General features: G+C 70.1%; 17 protein-coding genes. 11 read left to right on the forward strand and 6 right to left on the reverse strand.

Annotation, left to right across the window (positions count from 1 at the left end):
• Positions 1-100 precede the first annotated feature (100 nt).
• From I4J89_RS42515 to I4J89_RS42525, 3 genes are read left to right on the forward strand one after another with little or no spacing between them, the layout of a single operon-like run.
• On the forward strand, positions 101-952 hold the full coding sequence (locus tag I4J89_RS42515; protein ID WP_196419935.1) for an ABC transporter permease: 852 nt from the start codon (positions 101-103) through the stop codon (positions 950-952).
• A complete protein-coding gene (locus tag I4J89_RS42520) occupies positions 945-1,745 on the forward strand; it encodes an ABC transporter permease (RefSeq protein WP_196419897.1) in 801 nt (266 codons plus the stop codon). Before I4J89_RS42515 ends, I4J89_RS42520 begins: the two co-directional genes overlap by 8 nt.
• Entirely contained in the window at positions 1,742-2,701 is a 960-nt protein-coding gene (locus tag I4J89_RS42525; RefSeq protein WP_196419898.1) for an ABC transporter ATP-binding protein, read from the forward strand. The genes I4J89_RS42520 and I4J89_RS42525 overlap by 4 nt, the downstream gene beginning before the upstream one ends.
• On the opposite strand, the gene I4J89_RS42530 is transcribed toward I4J89_RS42525, so the two are convergent.
• A complete protein-coding gene (locus I4J89_RS42530; protein ID WP_196419899.1) occupies positions 2,685-3,239 on the reverse strand; it encodes a helix-turn-helix domain-containing protein in 555 nt (184 codons plus the stop codon). The two genes, I4J89_RS42525 and I4J89_RS42530, sit on opposite strands and share 17 nt — an antisense overlap.
• A gap of 96 nt (positions 3,240-3,335) precedes the next feature.
• Between I4J89_RS42530 and I4J89_RS51340 the strand changes: the two genes are divergently transcribed.
• Positions 3,336-4,085 carry an AzlC family ABC transporter permease gene (locus I4J89_RS51340; protein ID WP_309238727.1) on the forward strand — a complete coding sequence of 250 codons (750 nt, stop codon included), beginning with the start codon at positions 3,336-3,338 and terminating at the stop codon, positions 4,083-4,085.
• On the forward strand, positions 4,079-4,387 hold the full coding sequence (locus I4J89_RS42540; RefSeq protein WP_196419901.1) for an AzlD domain-containing protein: 309 nt from the start codon (positions 4,079-4,081) through the stop codon (positions 4,385-4,387). Before I4J89_RS51340 ends, I4J89_RS42540 begins: the two co-directional genes overlap by 7 nt.
• A gap of 119 nt (positions 4,388-4,506) precedes the next feature.
• On the opposite strand, the gene I4J89_RS42545 is transcribed toward I4J89_RS42540, so the two are convergent.
• The 3 genes from I4J89_RS42545 to nadA all read right to left on the reverse strand — a co-directional run bounded on the left by I4J89_RS42545 (position 4,507) and on the right by nadA (position 7,945).
• On the reverse strand, positions 4,507-5,133 hold the full coding sequence (locus tag I4J89_RS42545; RefSeq protein ID WP_196419902.1) for a DUF3043 domain-containing protein: 627 nt from the start codon (positions 5,131-5,133) through the stop codon (positions 4,507-4,509).
• 68 nt (positions 5,134-5,201) lie between these two features.
• A complete protein-coding gene (gene murA / locus I4J89_RS42550) occupies positions 5,202-6,557 on the reverse strand; it encodes a UDP-N-acetylglucosamine 1-carboxyvinyltransferase (RefSeq protein WP_196419903.1) in 1,356 nt (451 codons plus the stop codon).
• Between the two features lie 209 nt (positions 6,558-6,766).
• Positions 6,767-7,945 carry a quinolinate synthase NadA gene (nadA, locus tag I4J89_RS42555; protein ID WP_196419904.1) on the reverse strand — a complete coding sequence of 393 codons (1,179 nt, stop codon included), beginning with the start codon at positions 7,943-7,945 and terminating at the stop codon, positions 6,767-6,769.
• 60 nt (positions 7,946-8,005) lie between these two features.
• Between nadA and I4J89_RS42560 the strand changes: the two genes are divergently transcribed.
• The 4 genes from I4J89_RS42560 to I4J89_RS42575 all read left to right on the forward strand — a co-directional run bounded on the left by I4J89_RS42560 (position 8,006) and on the right by I4J89_RS42575 (position 11,206).
• Positions 8,006-9,115, forward strand: coding sequence for a glycerate kinase family protein (locus I4J89_RS42560; protein WP_196419905.1), 1,110 nt, complete (start codon positions 8,006-8,008; stop codon positions 9,113-9,115).
• A gap of 130 nt (positions 9,116-9,245) precedes the next feature.
• Positions 9,246-9,614: an iron-sulfur cluster insertion protein ErpA gene (gene erpA, locus I4J89_RS42565; RefSeq protein ID WP_183226029.1), complete on the forward strand. Its 369-nt coding sequence runs from the start codon at positions 9,246-9,248 to the stop codon at positions 9,612-9,614.
• Between the two features lie 106 nt (positions 9,615-9,720).
• Positions 9,721-10,698 (forward strand): carbohydrate kinase family protein, encoded by a 978-nt coding sequence (locus I4J89_RS42570; RefSeq protein ID WP_196419906.1) that lies wholly within the window; start codon positions 9,721-9,723, stop codon positions 10,696-10,698.
• A 7-nt stretch (positions 10,699-10,705) separates the two neighbouring features.
• A complete protein-coding gene (locus I4J89_RS42575; protein WP_196419907.1) occupies positions 10,706-11,206 on the forward strand; it encodes a P-loop nucleotide/nucleoside kinase family protein in 501 nt (166 codons plus the stop codon).
• Here I4J89_RS42575 and I4J89_RS42580 read toward each other — a convergent pair.
• Together I4J89_RS42580 and I4J89_RS42585 are read right to left on the reverse strand one after the other, a co-directional pair.
• Complete coding sequence (locus I4J89_RS42580; protein WP_196419908.1) at positions 11,199-11,408, reverse strand: sulfurtransferase TusA family protein; 210 nt, start codon at positions 11,406-11,408, stop codon at positions 11,199-11,201. The genes I4J89_RS42575 and I4J89_RS42580 overlap by 8 nt on opposite strands.
• A complete protein-coding gene (locus I4J89_RS42585) occupies positions 11,405-12,550 on the reverse strand; it encodes a cysteine desulfurase family protein (RefSeq protein ID WP_196419909.1) in 1,146 nt (381 codons plus the stop codon). The genes I4J89_RS42580 and I4J89_RS42585 overlap by 4 nt, the downstream gene beginning before the upstream one ends.
• A gap of 168 nt (positions 12,551-12,718) precedes the next feature.
• On the opposite strand from I4J89_RS42585, the gene ctaC reads away from it, so the two are divergent.
• Positions 12,719-13,654, forward strand: a complete 936-nt coding sequence (gene ctaC, locus I4J89_RS42590) for an aa3-type cytochrome oxidase subunit II (protein ID WP_196419910.1) — start codon at positions 12,719-12,721, stop codon at positions 13,652-13,654.
• Positions 13,655-13,664: 10 nt separating this feature from the next.
• Complete coding sequence (locus I4J89_RS42595) at positions 13,665-14,090, forward strand: cytochrome c oxidase subunit 4 (RefSeq protein ID WP_196419911.1); 426 nt, start codon at positions 13,665-13,667, stop codon at positions 14,088-14,090.
• Positions 14,091-14,180 lie beyond the last annotated feature (90 nt).

The raw sequence follows: 14,180 nt of genomic DNA on the forward strand, positions 1-14,180 counted from the left end.
CTCCACCTGTCAAAAATCGTGCCGCGCCCGGCCGGGGACCCGGGTAGAGTCGCCCGGCTCCGTCGCGAGGTTTCGGAAGGAGATTAACGGCGTGGACCGGATCGACGCCAGGGTGCTGACGATCTCTCGAAACGGTCCGTTCCGCGGCTCGGCTGCTACTTTCGGTGCGCTGATCGGGTCGGGTTTCCGGCGGTACGCGACCTACCGGCAAGCCACCATAGCCGGAACGTTCACCAACATCGTGTTCGGCTTCCTGCGCTGTTACGTTCTGCTCGCGGTCGCCGAGGGCGCGGCCGGGCACAGTCCGGCCGGTTACGACGCGGAACAACTGGCGACGTACGTCTGGGTGGGCCAGGGCCTACTCAGCGTGATCGGCATCTGGGGATGGACCGAACTGGCCGACCGGATCCGCACCGGCGACATCGCGGCTGACCTGTTACGTCCGGTTTCCCCGGTGACCAGTTACCTCGCCGCTGACCTGGGCCGGGCCCTGCACGGCATGCTCACCCGGTTCGGTCCGCCGCTGCTCGCCGGGGCGCTGTTCTTCCCGCTGCACACGCCGACTCGCTGGCAGACGATCCCGCTTTTCGCGCTGTCCATCGTGTTCGCGGTGATGATCTGTTTCGGCTGCCGGTACATGGTCAACGCCTCGGCGTACTGGCTGCAGGACGCCCGCGGCCCGCTCATGCTGTGGACGCTGGGCTCCGGGGTGCTGGGTGGCCTCTACTTCCCGCTGCGGCTGCTGCCTCCGGAGGTCACCCTTGCGCTCACGGTGGCGACGCCACTGCCGAGCCTGCTGCAGACACCGCTGGACGTGATCTCCGAGCGGGACGGGCCGGCTCTGCAGGCCGGGCTGGTCGGCTTGCAGGCGATCTGGGTGGTGCTGACGCTCGCGCTGGCCGCGCTGGTGCAGCGGCGGGCCGAGCGGCGGCTGGTGGTGCAGGGTGGGTGAGCTGCGGGCGTACGCGGCCCTGGCCGGCGCCCAGTTCCGGTCGGTGACGTCCTACCGCACCTCGTTCCTGGTCGAGGTGATCGGGAACATGGGCGCCACGGTCTTCGACGTGTTGACGGTGTTCGTGCTGTTCCGGGCCACGCCCGAGGTGGGCGGTTTCACGCTGGAGCAGGCGGTGCTGGTGGTCGGCCTGAGCGCGGCCGGGTTCACCCTCGCCGACATGCTGGTCGGCAACGTGGACGGGCTGAAGAACTATGTGCGTACCGGCACTCTGGACGCGGTGCTGGTCCGGCCGTTGCCCGCGCTGCCCCAGCTGCTCCTGATGGACATGCCGTTGCGCAAGACGTTGCGGGTGGTCTTCGGCTTCGTGGTGCTGAGCGGGGCGGTCGCCGTGAACGACATCGACTGGACACCGGCCCGGCTCGTCCTGATCGTGGCGGCTCCGCTCGCCGCCTGCGTCTTCTTCGGGTCGATCTTCGTGATCAGTGCGAGCCTGGCCTTCTGGTGGGTCGACTCCGGCCAGGTCGGCAGCGCTTTCACCTACGGCGGGCGCGACTTCACCTCGTACCCGGTCACGGTTTACGGCGAATGGTTCCGCGCGCTCTTCGCGTACGCCCTCGGGTTTGCCTTTGTCGCCTATCAGCCGGCGCTGGCGCTGCTGGGCCGCGCCGATCCGCTCGGCCTGCCGGCCTGGGCCGGCTTCGTCTCACCGCTTGTCGCGCTGCTCGCGGCGGCTATCGCCGCCGGCGTCTGGCGCGCCGGCATTCGCAGATATCGGAGTACCGGCTCATGATCCAGATGCGCGAGCTTCGCAAAGATTTCACGGTACGCGTGAAAGCGGGCCGTTTCCGACGAAAGAAACGCACGGTCGCGGCCGTGGACGGTGTGAGTCTCACCATCGAACCGGGGGAGATGGTCGGCTACATCGGCCCGAACGGCGCCGGGAAGTCCACCACGCTGAAGATGCTCACCGGAGTCCTCACCCCGTCCAGCGGCGAGGTGTCGGTCTGCGGCCTCACCCCGGTGCCGCAGCGGACCCGGCTGGCCCTGCGGATCGGCGTGGTCTTCGGGCAGCGTTCCCAGCTCTGGTGGGATCTGCCGCTCGGCGAGTCGTTCCGGCTGCTGCGGCACATCTACCGGGTGCCGGCGGCCGACCACGAGGCCCGGCTGCGCCGTTGCCGGAGCCTGCTGGACATGGACGAGTTCCTGGACACCCCGGTGCGGCAGCTGTCCCTGGGCCAGCGGATGCGCGGCGAGCTCACCGCCGCGCTGCTGCACGGGCCGGAGGTGCTCTTCCTCGACGAGCCGACGATCGGCCTGGACGTGGTGAGCAAGCAGGCGGTCCGCTCGTTCCTCGCCGAGCTGGGTGCGACCGGCGACGTGACGCTGGTGCTGACCACGCATGACCTGGCCGACATCGAACGTCTCTGTGAGCGGCTCGTGGTGATCGACCACGGCCGGGTGGTGCACGACGGGACCATCGAGGCGCTGCACGCCCGCTACTCATCGCGCCGCAGCCTCGTCGTGGACCTGGAGAGGCCGCTGCCGGAGGGCTTCGAGCTGCCCGGCGCCACCCTGGTCGCGGTGACCGCCGAACGGCACCGGGCGACGTTCGCGCTGGAGTCGACCGGGGCCGGCGCGGCGGTGGCGGGCCTGGTGGCGGCCGTCCCGGTACGCGATCTGTCGCTCGTCGAGCCGGACATCGAGGATGTCGTCGCCAAGCTCTACCGCACTACCGATGCTCCATGATCAGCACCACCCAGGCGGGTTCCAGCGCCTCGTAGCGGTGCGGAACGTCGCCGGGAAAGGTCACGTAGTCGCCCGGTCCGACCTCGACCGGCTCGTCCACCGGCCCGGTCCGGATTCGGCCGGCGCCCACCACCATGTGCTCGACGCTGCCCGGAATGTGCGCCTCGGCCTCGCGGGCCTCGCCGGGCTCCAGTTCCATCAGGTAGATGTCGCGCCGGGTGTGCGGGGCACCGGCCGCCAGCAGTGTCGCGACCAGGTCGGCCCGGTCGGCGCGCAGCCGGGTGCCCTCGCCGTTGCGGATCACGCGTACCGGGGAGGGTGGCGGCTCGATCAGCCGGCTGAACGGGATGCCGAGAGCGACACCGAGCGCCCAGAGCGTCTCGATGCTGGGGTTGCCGGCACCGGCCTCCAGCTGGGAGAGCGTTGATTTCGCCAGCCCGGCCCGCCGGGCCAGCTCGGCCAGGGAGATCCCGGCCCGCTCGCGCTCGCGGCGCAGGGCGGCGGCGATGACGGCCAGCGGCGGTGCCGGCTGTTGCATGTTCGCTCCATCGGTCGCATCGTTCGATTTGACGAACGCTTCGTGCTTCGTTCAGCATAACGAACCATGGGTACGCTAAAACGAACGCTTCGAGATGTGGGCGCGCTCGCCGCGGCCACCCTCGCGGTGGGTGCCTCATTCGGCGCCATCACTATCGGGTACGGCCTACCGGCCTGGGTGCCCCTCGTGATGTCGGTGCTGATCTTCGCGGGCGGTTCGCAGTTCCTGGCCGTCGGTCTGCTGGCGGCCGGCAACCCGCTCGCCGCGGTGCTCGCCGGCCTGCTGCTCAACGCCCGTCACCTGCCGTTCGGCCTGGCCGTGGCGGACACCATCGGCACCCGCTGGCGGGACCGGCTCATCGGCAGCCACATCATGACCGACGAGACCGTCGCCTTCGCGCTGGCCGAGCCCGACCCGGCCCAGCGGCGCCGCGTCTACTGGCTGGTCGGGGCCACCCTCTTCGTCACCTGGAACACCGGCGTGGCCCTCGGCGTCCTGCTCGGCGGCGCCACCGGCGACCCGAACGCGTTCGGCCTGGACGCCGCGTTCCCGGCCGGCCTGATCGCGCTGATCCTGCCGTCGCTGCGGGACCGCGACACCCGCCGGGTCGCGCTGGCCGGCGCGGCGATCGCGGTGCTGCTCACGCCGGTACTCCCGGCCGGCCTGCCGGTGTTGTGTGCCCTGCTCGGCCTGCTGGCCCTGGTCCGCCCGCCGGGCCGGCGTCGGGCGCCGGCCGCTTCCGGCCCGTCCGCCGATCCGGAGTCCGCGGCCGCCGACTCCGCTGCGGCCCCTATTTCCGGTTCCGGCGCGGCCGCCGGATCCGTCACCGAGGAGGCGCGATGCTGATCACCGCGATCCTGGCGCTTGCCGCCGGCACCTACGCGATGCGGCTCAGCGGTGTGGTGCTGCGCGACCGGCTGGAGCTCTCCGACGCGCTGCAACGCCTGCTGCCGATGGCGGCCGCCGCCCTGCTGGCAGCGCTGGCCGGTACTGCCGCGCTCATGGCGGGCAGTGAGTTCGCCGGAGTCGCCCGCCCGGCCGGCGTCCTGGTCGGCGGGTTGCTGGCGTGGCGGCGGGCGCCATTCGTCGTGGTCGTCATCGCCGCGGCGGCCGTCGCCGCCCTGCTGCGCCTCGCCGGCGTCCCCTGACAGGAAGCGCCGCTCTACTTCGCCGGCACCGCAGACAGAAAGCGCCGCTCTGCTTCGCCCGGGGGCACTGACGAGAAACGCCGGCCGGGTGAGCCCGGCCGGCGCTACGAGTGACGCTGTCAGAGCTTGTCGCCGAGCTCGACCTTCGGCTTCGGGACGCGCATGCGCCGGAACGTGAGCCCTCGCATGATGCCGTAGAGGTAGAGCGACCCCATCCGCTGCCCGGTGTCCGGGAAGCGCTCCTTGACCAGCCGCTTGATCCGGCGGGCGATCAGGATGCTGTCGATCACCACGGCGAGCGCCAGCAGCGCCCAGATCACCGTGCTGAGCTGCTGGATCATCATGTTCGGCACGGACGTACCGATAAGCACGATCACGGCGCCGCCGATGAACCAGGAGCCGACGGTGCGGCGGGAGTCGACGATGTCGCGGACCAGGGACCGCTCGCCGCCCCGGTCGCGGGCCAGCAGGTAACGCTCGTCACCGTTGCGCATGCCCGCGGCGGCCTCGGCGCGCTCGGCCCGCTGACGCTCACGCATCTGCTTGTACGCCTCTTTGCGGTTGGCCGGCGCCGGATCCTGCACCCGGCGGCCCTGAACCGTCCGCTTAGGCGTGACCACGCCCAGCTCTCTCTTGCTGGGGGTGTAGCCCTTCGGCCGGGGCTCGGTCGGAGTCACCTCCTGGTTGACCGAGGAGGTGGCGTCGTCGACGAGATCGGCTGGCTTGCGGCGAAACAGCGGGGACACGTCGAAAAGCGTAGCCAAACGGCGCGGTGTGCTACACACCGCGCCGTTGATCGTAACGAAAGCGCAGCTCAGGGACGCTCGACGTGAGCGCCCAGAGCGGCCAGCTTTGCCTCGAAGCCTTCGTAACCGCGATTGATCAGGTTGACGCCGTACACCCGGGAGGTGCCCTCGGCGGCCAGTGCCGCGATCAGGTGCGCGAAACCGGCCCGCAGGTCCGGGATGATCAGGTCGGCGGCGTGCAGTTTGGACGGGCCGGCGATCACCGCGGAGTGCATGAAGTTGCGGCGGCCGAACCGGCACGGGGTGCCGCCCAGGCAGTCCCGGTAGACCTGGATGGTGGCGCCCATCTGGTTGAGCGCCTCGGTGTAGCCGAGCCGCTGCTCGTACACCGTCTCGTGCATGATCGAAATGCCGTGTGCCTGGGTCAGCGCCACCACGAGGGGCTGCTGCCAGTCGGTCATGAAGCCGGGGTGCACGTCGGTCTCCAGCGCCACGGCCTTCAGCTCGCCGCCCGGGTGCCAGAACTTGATGCCGCCCTCGGCACCGGTCACGCCGGCCCGGGCCACCCGATCGTCGGTGATCTTCAGCTCGCCGCCGATCGACCGGAAGACGTTCAGGAACGTCATCATGTCGGCCTGGCGTGCGCCGACCACCTCGATCTCGCCGCGGGTGGCGAGCGCGGCGGCCGCCCAGCTGGCCGCCTCGATCCGGTCCGGGATCGGCTTGTGCTCGTAGCCGTACAGCCGGGGCACGCCCTGGATCTCGATGACCCGGTCGGTGTGCACCGTGATGATCGCGCCCATCTTCTGCAGGACGCAGATCAGGTCGATGATCTCCGGCTCGATCGCCGCGTTGCGCAGCTCGGTGACGCCCTCCGCGCGGACCGCGGTGAGCAGCACCTGCTCGGTGGCGCCGACGCTCGGGTACGGCAGCTCCAGCTTGGCGCCGTGCAGACCGTTCGGGGCACTGAGGTGCATGCCCTCGGGCGTCTTGTCGACGACCGCGCCGAACTCGCGCAGCGCCTTGATGTGGAAGTCGATCGGGCGCGGCCCGATGTGGCAGCCGCCCAGGTCCGGGATGAACGCGTGACCCAGCCGGTGCAGCAGCGGGCCGCAGAGCAGGATCGGGATCCGGCTGGACCCGGCGTGCACGTTGATCTCGTCGGTGCTGGCACTCTCCACGTTTGTGGGGTCCATCACCAGCTCGCCGTCCTCGACGCCGTCGCTGACCTTCACGCCGTGGATCTCGAGCAGACCGCGAACCACCTCGACGTCGCGGATCCGCGGTACGTCGAAGAGGCGGCTGGGTGACTCGCCCAGCAGAGCGGCGACCATCGCCTTGGAGACGAGGTTCTTGGCGCCACGGACCCGGATCTGACCCTGCAACGGCGTACCGCCGTGCACGATCAGGACATCGTCGGTCAACGTAACCTCCAGCCGGTGGGCGCCGAACGGCGCCCGGTGATCGAGGGGGCAGAGCGCGGGCGGGGGTACCCGATTCTGCAACCGGGGAAGCATAGCGCTGAGTGACAACCACGGCAGCCGTGGCGGCGCGTGAAACGCCGCGAAATGCTGATGACTAAGACAGCCTTAATGAATCCACCGAGCAGATGGATTCACGCGGCTACTCACAGTTACGGAAGCGCGAGCATCTGGTCGAGCGCGACACGTGCTTCGTGGGCGGTCTTCTCGTCGACCGTGATGACGTTCGGCACCCGGCCGGCCACCAGTTCCTCCAGCGCCCACACCAGATGCGGCAGGTCGATCCGGTTCATCGTCGAGCAGTAGCAGACCGTCCGGTCGAGGAACATGACCTGCTTGTCGGGGTGGGCGAGCGCGAGCCGGCGTACCAGATTGAGCTCGGTGCCGACCGCCCAGGCCGAACCGGACGGCGCCGCGTCCAGGGCCCTGATGATGTATTCGGTCGAGCCGACGTAGTCGGCGGCCCGGACCACGTCGTGCCGGCACTCGGGGTGGACCAGGACGTTGACGCCCGGCACCCGCTCGCGCACCTCGCGCACGCTGTCGATGGTGAACCGGCCGTGCACCGAGCAGTGCCCCCGCCAGAGGATCATCTTGGCGTTGCGCAGCTGCTCGTCGGTGAGCCCGCCCTTCGGCTTGTGCGGGTCGTAAAGCACGCAGTCGTCCAGGTCGAAGCCCATCTCCAGCACCGCCGTGTTGCGGCCCAGGTGCTGGTCGGGCAGGAAGAACACCTTCGAACCCTGCTCGAACGACCAGTCCAGGGCGCGCTTGGCGTTGGACGAGGTGCAGACCACGCCCTTGTTGCGGCCGACGAAGCCCTTGATGTCGGCGGACGAGTTCATGTACGTCACCGGGACGATCTGGTCGGTGATCCCCAGGTCCTCGAAGTGCTCCCAGGCCGTCTCCACCTGGCCGAGGACGGCCATGTCGGCCATCGAACAGCCGGCCGCCAGGTCCGGCAGGATCACCTTCTGCGCCGGGGTGGTCAGGATGTCGGCACTTTCGGCCATGAAGTGCACGCCGCAGAAGACGATGAACTCCGCTTCCGGCCGGGCCGCCGCCTGCTGGGCCAGCTTGAACGAGTCGCCGGTGACATCGGCGAACTGGATGACCTCGTCGCGCTGGTAGTGGTGCCCGAGCACGAACACCCGGGAACCGAGTGCCGCCTTGGCGGCCGTCGCCCGGGCCACCAGGTCCGGGTCGCTGGGCGCGGGCAGATCGCCGGGGCAGTCCACGCCCCGCTCGCTGGCGGGGTCGGTGCCCTTGCCGAGCAGCAGCAGCGTGAGCGGGGTGTTCGAGGGTTCGGTCCAGGTCGACGTCACGTTCGCCATCGTCGCACAAGGGCTGGGACGCCAGCTGCGCCGCGGAGAGTGGGCTGCCACACTCGCGGGGTGCGCGTACTGATCTGTCCGGACAAGTTCGCCGGGACCCTTTCCGCCCCCTCTGTCGCCCAGGCCGTCGCGGATGGCTGGTCCGTCCCCGACGACGTCCTGGTGCAACGCCCGCTCGCCGACGGCGGACCCGGCTTCGTCGAGGTCCTCGCCACCGCCCTGGACGGCCGGCGGATCCCGGTGGCCACCGTCGACCCGCTGGGCCGGCCCGCCGAGGGGGAGATCCTGCTGGCCGGCGGAACGGCCTACGTGGAGAGCGCGCAGGCCTGCGGCCTGCACCTGCTGACGCAGGACGAGCGAAACCCGGAGACCACCACCTCGTACGGGCTGGGCCTGCTGATCGCCGCGGCGGTGGAGAGCGGCGCGGCCGAGGTCGTCGTCGGCCTCGGCGGCTCGGCGGTGAACGACGCGGGCGCCGGCATGCTCGCCGCGCTCGGCGCCGGTCCGGTCGACACGGCCGGGTACGCGCTGCCGTACGGCGGAGCCCCGCTGATCACCGCGACCGCCCTGGCCGGCGTGCCCCGGCTGCGCCAGGTCCGGCTGGTCGCCGCGACGGACGTGGACAACCCGCTGACCGGCCTGCACGGCGCCAGCAACGTCTTCGGCCCGCAGAAGGGCGCTTCGCGGGAGCAGGTGCTGCGCCTGGACGCCGCGCTGGAGAACTTCGCCGGTGTCCTGGAGAAGGCGTTCGGGATCAGCGATCTGGCGATGGCACCGGGCGGCGGCGCGGCCGGCGGGATCGGCGCCGCGCTGATCGCCCTCGGCGGCCGGGTGACCTCCGGCATCAACCTGGTCACGAATCTGATCGGGCTGGACGCCGAGCTGGACGCGGCCGACCTGGTGATCACCGGCGAGGGATCGTTCGATCACCAGTCGCTGCGCGGCAAGGTGGTCGCCGGGATCGCGGCCGGCGCCCGGGACCGTGGCCTGCCGTGCGTGGTGCTGGCGGGCCGGAACGAGACCGGCTATCGGGAGGCCGCCGCCGCCGGGGTGACCGAGACGCACACCCTCGTCGAACATTTTGGTTCGACCGAGAAAGCGCTCGCTGAACCCGCTCGCGGCCTGCGGGAACTCGCCCGGCAGCTGGCTGAGCAGTGGAGCAGGCTTTAGTCCGGTCAGGGGTGGTGGGCGGGGCGGTCGGATGGAGGTGATCTGCAACCCGCCCGGATTGGGAATCCGGGGGATTGGGGTTAGCGTTGCCTTGTACGGCACATGACCGCACCTGGCAGGGAGATACCTAGTGACCACTGAAGCGCACACCGAGTCGACCGAGGCGACCGCCCCGACCGGCGTCATCTTGACCGACGTCGCCGCGGTGAAGGTCAAGGCCCTGATCGAGCAGGAGGGGCGCGACGACCTGCGCCTGCGTATCGCCGTACAGCCCGGTGGCTGCTCCGGCCTGCGCTACCAGCTCTTCTTCGACGAGCGTTCGCTCGACGGCGACGTCGTGAGCGACTTCGACGGCGTCGAGGTCGTGGTCGACCGGATGTCCGCGCCGTACCTGGCGGGTGCGACCATCGACTTCGCTGACCGGATCGACGCTCAGGGCTTCACCATCGACAACCCGAACGCGCAGAACTCCTGCGCGTGTGGCGACTCCTTCCACTGAGCCGCGTTTTTCCGACAGGCCGTCCCGTTACGGGGCGGCCTGTCTGCTGTAACCGACCGGTAGTCTCAAGCCGTATCGCCCCCTGTTCCCGACCCCGAGGGCCGAAATGAAGATCGCCGTCACCGGCTCGATCGCCACCGACCACCTGATGCACTTCCCCGGCAAGTTCGCCGAGCAGCTCATCGCGGACCAGCTTCACAAGGTCTCGCTCTCCTTCCTCGTCGACGACCTGGTGGTGCGGCGCGGCGGCGTGGCCCCCAACATCGCGTTCGGGATGGCCAAGCTGGGTCTGCGGCCGATCCTGGTGGGCGCGGTCGGCGCCGACTTCGCCGACTACCGGTCCTGGCTCGAGCGGCACGGCGTGGACTGCGGCTCGGTGCACATCAGTGACGTGGCGCACACCGCCCGGTTCGTCTGCACCACCGACGACGATCTGAACCAGATCGCCTCGTTCTACGCCGGTGCGATGGCCGAGGCCCGCAACATCGAGCTCGCCCCGGTCTACGAGCGTTCCGGCGGCCTGGACCTGGTGCTGGTCGGCGCCAACGACCCGGCCGCGATGATCCGCCACTCCGAGGAGTGCCGCTCCCGGGGGTACGCGTTCGCCGCCGACCCGTCGCAGCAGCTCGCCCGGATGGACGGCTCGGACGTGCTGAGCCTGATCAGCGGCGCCGAGTACCTGCTCACCAACGAGTACGAGCGGTCGCTACTGGAGACCAAGGCCGGCCTCACCGCGGACGAGGTCCTGCGGCAGGTGAAGGTGCGGGTCACCACGCTGGGCAAGGACGGCGTGGAGATCACCGGGCAGGACATGGAGCGGATCCACGTGCCGGTGATCCCGGGTGTGATCGGTGAGGACCCGACCGGCGTCGGCGACGGCTTCCGGGCCGGCTTCTTCGCCGGTGTCTCCTGGGGGCTGAGCCTGGAGCGCTCCGCCCAGGTGGGTTCGCTGGTGGCGGCCCTGGTGCTGGAGACCGTGGGCACCCAGGAGTACGACATCAAGGCCGCCGACTTCACCAAGCGGCTCGTGTCCGCGTACGGCGAAGAGGCTGCCGCCGAGATCGCGCCGCACCTGCCTGCCTGAGCACAACATGGTTCTAGCGGTTTTCGCCGGCCTTCCCGGGGTCGGCAAGAGCACTCTGGCCGCCGCGGTCGCAGCCGAGCTGCCCGCGGCGGTTCTCGCCGTCGACACCGTCGACTTCACGTTGCAGCGCTACGGCGTGCACGAGACCCGGCCCGGCTACGCCGCCTACGGGGTGGTGGCCGCGCTCGCCGAGGAACAACTGAAGATCGGCCACCACGTGATCATCGACGCGGTGAACCCGGTCAAGGCGGCCCGTGATCTGTGGATCGATCTGGCCGAGCGGCTGGCGGTGCCGCTGCGCGTGGTCGAGGTGATCTGCGGCGACGACGCCGAGCACCGGCGCCGGGTCGAGGCCCGGTACGCGACTCGCGACCACGAGGGCATCCCGGACTGGGTGCGTGTCCTGGAACGGCAGGCCGAGTACGAGCCCTACCTGGGCCCGCGCCTGGTCGTCGACACCTACCTCGCCAAGGAGCCGGTCCCACAGGTGATCAGCTACCTCAGCTGATCCTGCGGACGTCGAACCTGTGGCCGTGGCCGGCGACGAACTCCTGCCCCTTCATCCGGCACCAGGCGGGAATGTCGTTGGCCGCGGCCGGGTCGTCCGCCAGCACCCGGACGATCTCGCCGACCGGCACTCCGGGAATTGCCCTGGCCAGCTTGATCACCGGCAGCGGGCAGCGCTGACCGAGGCAGTCCAGCGTGATCACATCCCGGCCTCCTTCCGGATCCGCTCCACCACGTCGGGCAGGACCGCCAGGAACCGGTCGACGTCCGCCTCGGTGGTGTCCCGGTGCAGTGACACCCGTACGTTGCCGTGGCTGAGCACCCCCATGGCCTCCAGCACGTGGCTGGGCCGCAGCGTGGACGAGGTGCACGAGGATCCGGACGAGACCGCGAAACCGTGCCGGTCGAGGGCGTGCAGCAGCGCCTCGCCGTCCACGTAGAGGCAGCTGAACGTGACCAGGTGCGGCAGCCGCTGGACCGGATCGCCGACGATCTCCACGTCCGGCACGGTCGCCGCGACACGCTCCCGGATCCGGTCCACCAGCGCGCTGAGGCGTACCGCCTCGGACTTGGCCTCGGCCGTCACGGCCCGCAGCGAGGCCGCCGCCGCGACGATCGCCGGAAGATCCGGCGCGCCCTGCGGGCGCGGGCGATAAAGATCATCCTGTGGGTACGGCGAGATCCACCGCACTCCCTTGCGGACCACCAGCACGCCGACGCCGGGCGGGCCGCCCCACTTGTGCGCGCTCGCGCTGAGCAGCGACCAACCCGCAGGCACGGGTACGCGCCCGACCGACTGGGCGGCGTCCACGAAGAGCGGGACCCCCGCTGCGGCACAGGCTGCCGCGGCGGCGGCCACCGGCTGCACCGTCCCGGCCTCGTGACTGGCACTGATCAGGGCGGCCAGCGCCACCCCGGGCGCTGCCACGGCGGTCGTCCAGGCGTCCAGGTCGAGCCGGCCCAGCCGGTCCACGCCGACCTCCGAGGCCTCGGTGGTGCGGGCCGCGTGCAGGACGGCCGAATGCTCGATCGCCGAGTGCACCAGGGTGCGGCCGGCTCGTTTGCGCCCGGCCAGGCCACCCAGCACGGCGGCTTGCGCGGCGGCCGTACCGGAGGGCCAGAAGCTGAGCTCGTCCGCGCGTACGCCAAGAATTTCGGCGACCACCGAGGTGGCCGCCTCGTGCAGTTGCTGGGCCCGCCGCCCGGCCGCGTAGAGCCGTGCGGGGTCCGCCCAGCCGTCGGCGAGGGAGGCCAGCAGGGCCTCCCGGGCTACCGGATGCAGCGGCGCCGCGCTAGCGGCGTCCAGGTATACCTGCGCCCCCACCGGATCGCCTGTGTAATCCACACAGGGAACGGTATCGTCCGGTAGTCCGGTAGTTTGCCCCGGCGGCCGTCCACGGCCCCCCGGTGGCGGGCGGCTCGGGCCTGGTCGAGTAGTGTGCGACCGTCGGTGAGCCTTGCCGCCAGGTGTCCGTTTCGGGGGCAGGCGGCGCTGCTAAGGAGGCAGAAGCAGGTGGGCGCAAGGAGTTCGGCCACACGGCCGCGGGCAGTTGGCCGGGCGGCCGGGCTGGGTCTCGGCGGCGCGACGCTGCTGACGCTGCTGACGGGCTGCTCGGTCGAGGACTGGGGAAGCGCGTTCGGGCACTTCGGCTGGCCGGGACCGGGTATCAGCGTGCAGGCCCACGAGATGTACGACCTGTGGATCGCGTCGACGATCGCCGCTCTGGTGGTCGGCTTCGGAGTCTGGGGCCTGATCTTCTGGTGCATCATCCGGTACCGCAAGCGCGGCGAAGAGCTGCCCGTGCAGACCCGGTTCAACATGCCGATGGAGATCCTCTACACGGTCACGCCGGTCCTGATCGTCGCGGTGCTCTTCTACTACACCGCGATCGTGCAGACCAGCGTGGACAAGCTGTCGAAGAACCCGGACCAGGTCGTCGAGGTCGTCGCGTTCAAGTGGAACTGGCAGTTCAACTACCAGGACGGCATCGGTGAAGAGGCCGGCACGGTCGCCTCGACCGTCGGTTCCTCGGACGTCATCCCGCTGCTGGTCCTGCCGGTCGGCGAGAAGATCCGCTTCGAGGAGACCGCCGCAGACGTCATCCACTCGTTCTGGGTGCCGGAGATGCTGTTCAAGCGGGACGTCATGCCGGGCAACGTGCGCAACGTCTTCGAGGTGACCCTCGACAAGGAGGGCCGCTACGTCGGCCGGTGCGCCGAGCTGTGCGGCACGTACCACGCTTTCATGAACTTCGAGCTGGTCGTGGTCTCGCCGGACAGGTTCGACACGTTCCTCAAGGCGAAGGTGGACGGCGCGTCCACTCAGCAGGCGATGGAAGCGATCGGTTTCACCGGTTCCGAGGCGTACGCGGTCACCACGCAGCCGTTCAACACCCGGCGCCAGTCCAGCAGCTGGAACCAGCCCGAGAACGTAGCCGCAGGGAAGTAGGAGCCTCGACGTGCGCACCGAATACAAGATCTTCGCAGGCGTCGCCGCGTTCCTCTTCGGCGCGGCAACCGTCTACGGCTTCTACACCCGGGGCACCGGAACCCACATCGAGTGGGTCGGCTTCGTGGCCCTGATCCTCTCCGGACTGCTCTGCTCGATGTGCGCCGGCTTCTTCTGGTTCGTCGCCCGCCGTATCGATCTGCGGCCGGAGGACCGGGAGGACGGCGAGATCGCCGAGGGTGCCGGCGAGGTCGGCTTCTTCAGCCCGGGCAGCTACTGGCCGTTCGGCATCGCGCTCGCCGCGGCGGTCGCCGGTATCGGCCTGGTGTTCTGGATGTGGTGGCTGCTCGCGCTGGGGCTGGTCATGGTCATCTTCGGCTCGTGCGGCCTGCTGTTCGAGTACTACACCGGCACCCGGCACACAGCCGAGCATTGATGATTTGACGTTGACGACGAGAGCCCCGGAAACGACCACGCTTCGCTAGTCGTTTCCGGGGCTCTCGTCGTCAACGGGCTGAGCGGGTGC

Source organism: Actinoplanes aureus (genome assembly GCF_015704865.1).
GTDB lineage: Bacteria > Actinomycetota > Actinomycetes > Mycobacteriales > Micromonosporaceae > Actinoplanes > Actinoplanes aureus.

Bases quoted from the DNA above. Each gene is read 5' to 3' on its own strand.
- I4J89_RS42525 (WP_196419898.1), top strand. From the start codon at position 1,742: ATGATCCAGATGCGCGAGCTTCGCAAAGATTTCACGGTACGCGTGAAA.
- I4J89_RS42530 (WP_196419899.1), bottom strand. From the start codon at position 3,239: ATGCAACAGCCGGCACCGCCGCTGGCCGTCATCGCCGCCGCCCTGCGC.
- I4J89_RS42540 (WP_196419901.1), top strand. From the start codon at position 4,079: ATGCTGATCACCGCGATCCTGGCGCTTGCCGCCGGCACCTACGCGATG.
- nadA (WP_196419904.1), bottom strand. From the start codon at position 7,945: ATGGCGAACGTGACGTCGACCTGGACCGAACCCTCGAACACCCCGCTC.
- I4J89_RS42570 (WP_196419906.1), top strand. From the start codon at position 9,721: ATGAAGATCGCCGTCACCGGCTCGATCGCCACCGACCACCTGATGCAC.
- I4J89_RS42575 (WP_196419907.1), top strand. From the start codon at position 10,706: ATGGTTCTAGCGGTTTTCGCCGGCCTTCCCGGGGTCGGCAAGAGCACT.